This is a genomic window from Albidovulum sp. (assembly GCF_049646345.1).
Lineage (GTDB): Bacteria > Pseudomonadota > Alphaproteobacteria > Rhodobacterales > Rhodobacteraceae > Albidovulum.
Window position 1 is genome coordinate 1 of the sequence record NZ_JBARVQ010000792.1, and the last position, 2,924, is coordinate 2,924.

General features: G+C 61.0%; 2 protein-coding genes and 1 pseudogene. 1 reads left to right on the forward strand and 2 read right to left on the reverse strand.

Going from position 1 to position 2,924, the window contains the following annotated elements; genetic code table 11:
* Together WBB85_RS20805 and WBB85_RS20810 are read right to left on the reverse strand one after the other, a co-directional pair.
* Positions 1 to 1,511, reverse strand: a 1,511-nt coding sequence (locus WBB85_RS20805) for a 2-isopropylmalate synthase (RefSeq protein WP_432640493.1), incomplete at its 3' end; no start/stop codon positions are given.
* A gap of 246 nt (positions 1,512 to 1,757) precedes the next feature.
* Positions 1,758 to 2,303 carry a hypothetical protein gene (locus WBB85_RS20810; protein WP_432640494.1) on the reverse strand — a complete coding sequence of 182 codons (546 nt, stop codon included), beginning with the start codon at positions 2,301 to 2,303 and terminating at the stop codon, positions 1,758 to 1,760.
* A 35-nt stretch (positions 2,304 to 2,338) separates the two neighbouring features.
* On the opposite strand from WBB85_RS20810, the pseudogene WBB85_RS20815 reads away from it, so the two are divergent.
* Positions 2,339 to 2,924 (forward strand): annotated as a pseudogene (locus tag WBB85_RS20815) (2Fe-2S iron-sulfur cluster-binding protein); the annotation flags it as partial.

The window sequence follows — 2,924 nt, forward strand, 5'->3', positions numbered from 1 at the left end:
ATGAGGTTGTTCAGCGCGCTGACATAGGCTTTGGCACTGGCCACGACGGTGTCGGTACAGGATGACATGCCGGTGACGATCTTGCCGTCTTCCTCCAGCCTTACCGACACGGTGGCCTGCGCGTCCGTGCCTTCGGTCACCGCATGGACCTGATAGAGGGCAAGCCGCGCATTGTGGGGGAAGAGCCGCTTGATCGCGTTGAAGGTCGCGTCCACCGGGCCATCGCCCTGGGCCGTCACCTGATGGTCCTTGCCATCGACGGTCAGGGTCAGGTCGGCGGATTGCGGCGCTTCGGTGCCACAGATCACACGCAGGAACTTGACCTGCATGTGGTCGCCGACACCTTCCGCGGCCTTGTCGCTCATCAGCGCGATGAGGTCGTCGTCATAGACCTCTTTCTTGCGGTCGGCCAAATCCTTGAAACGGACGAAGACATCGTTGAGCTGGTTGTCGGCCAGATCAAAGCCGAGATCCTTCAGCTTCGACCGAAGGGCCGCCCGGCCCGAATGTTTGCCCATGACGATGTTGGTCGCCGCCAGCCCGACATCCTCGGGGCGCATGATCTCGAACGTCTCGGCGTTCTTCAGCATGCCGTCCTGATGGATGCCGCTTTCATGGGCAAAGGCATTCTTGCCGACGATGGCCTTGTTGTATTGCACAGGAAAACCCGACACAGCGGCAACGCGGCGCGAGATGTTCATGATCTTCGTTGTATCGATGCCTGTGCGGTAGGGCAGGATGTCGTTGCGGACCTTCAGCGCCATGACGACCTCTTCCAGCGCGGTATTGCCCGCGCGTTCGCCCAGGCCATTGATCGTGCATTCGATCTGCCGCGCGCCGGCCTCTACAGCCGCCAGCGCGTTCGCCGTCGCCATGCCGAGGTCATTGTGACAATGGGTGGCGAAGATGATCTCATCCGCGCCCGGCACCTTTTCGATCAACATGCGGATCAGGTCCGCGCTTTCACGCGGCGCGGTATAGCCGACGGTGTCAGGGATGTTGATCGTCGTGGCGCCGGCCCTGATCGCGATCTCGACCACGCGGCAGAGGTAATCATGTTCCGTCCGCGTCGCATCCATCGGCGACCATTGCACGTTGTCGCAGAGATTGCGGGCATGGGTAACGGTGTCGTGGATGCGCTCGGCCATCTGGTCCTGATCCAGATTGGGGATGGCGCGGTGCAGCGGCGAGGTGCCGATGAAGGTGTGGATGCGCGGCCGGCGGGCGTGTTTCACCGCCTCCCAGCAGCGGTCGATATCCTTGATATTCGCCCGCGCGAGGCCGCAGATCACCGATTGCTTCGCCTGTCTGGCGATGGCAGAGACGGCCGCGAAATCGCCTTCCGAGGCGATGGGAAAGCCTGCCTCGATGATATCCACGCCCATCTCGTCGAGCATCTCGGCGATCTCAAGCTTTTCCTCATGCGTCATTGTCGCGCCGGGCGATTGTTCCCCGTCGCGCAAGGTGGTGTCAAAAATTACCACACGGTCCTGGCTTGTCTTGTCGGTCATTGTTCTGATCTCACTTGTCTACACCAGCTTCGCTTGGCGCATGGTCACCTCTGAGCGGTCGCGCCGGAGGGCACGCTCAGAGGCGGCTAAGGAGGAGAAGGGCACGAAGCGACCGGGCGCTGGATGCGCCTTGTTCGGTCGAAATATGAAGGCTTCGTATCATGGCGGCGACTATAACGATGAAGATGAAAAGGAAAAGCGAAAACTTCCGGGTCTGTTGCGGGTGTCGAAAGGGCTAAACACAACCTAAGAATGGGTCCAGGGCCAGGACCCCTTGATCTTGCGCGCGTGATTCAGCCTCCACATGGAGACCGACCAAAGCGCAACCGATTCAGGTTGAGCGACCAGAAGATGGCATGTCTGCAGCCCTTCTTTCCCAAGAGCCATGGCAAGCACAGCGTTGATGATCGGCGCGTCGTGAGCAGTAAGTTTTTTAATCGCAATGAGTTGCGGTGGCGCGACGCCCCTGAGGAATTTGGTCCGGCCCCGACCTTTACAACCACCGGTAGCGGTGGAACGACAGGAGTGTCGTCTCTCGGATGATGGATGGTCAGAGGAACCAACAGCCGTGGTCACGCAGTGCCTGAGCCGCCTCCTTGTTCCGGTAGTTGCAAGGTTGTCGAGGATGACAAAGGTGCCGGGGGCGATCTCTCGGACGCAAACCTCGCGAATATATGCGGCAAAGGCCGGGCCATCCATTGCGCCTTTGATGACCCATGGTGCGATCGGCGCGTCCTGTGTCAGGCCTGCGATCAACGTCTGCGTCTTCCAGCATTCAAAGAGTGCGTCCATGGTTGGGTGGTGACCGTGCCTGACCCTGCCGGACCGTGCGCGAGGGGGTCGGCATCTATGACGGCGCGCCCTTGGGCAAATACGAGATCAAGGGGCCGGATGCGGGCGCCTTCCTCGACTGGATCTATACCAATGTCATGTCCAGCCTGCCCGTGGGCGATGGGCACTATGGCCTGATGCTGAGCGACGACGGGCTGATCCTTGACGATGGCGTGTCTTTCCGGCTGGCCGGGGACCGGTTCTTCATGTCGACTTCGACCGGCAATGCAGATGCGGTCGGACAGCATATGGAAAAGCTGTTGCAGATCGAGCGGCCGGACTGGCGGGTGATGATCACCAATGTCACCGGCCAATGGGCGAATGCCACGATCTGCGGTCCGAAGGCGCGGGATGTGGTCGCGCATGATCTTGGCATGTCCTGGGTCATGTCGAAGAAGAAACCCGACTATCTTGGCAAACGCTCGGTCGAGCTGCGCCGCTCTACCGGCGGGCCGCGCCGGGAACTTGTGGGCATCCGCCCGCTTGATCCAAACCGGCAGGTGCCCGAAGGCGCGCCGCTGACGCCCGGCGGGCGGAAAGAGGCGACCGAAGGCTTTGTCACCGCCTGTGTCTGGTCGGTCG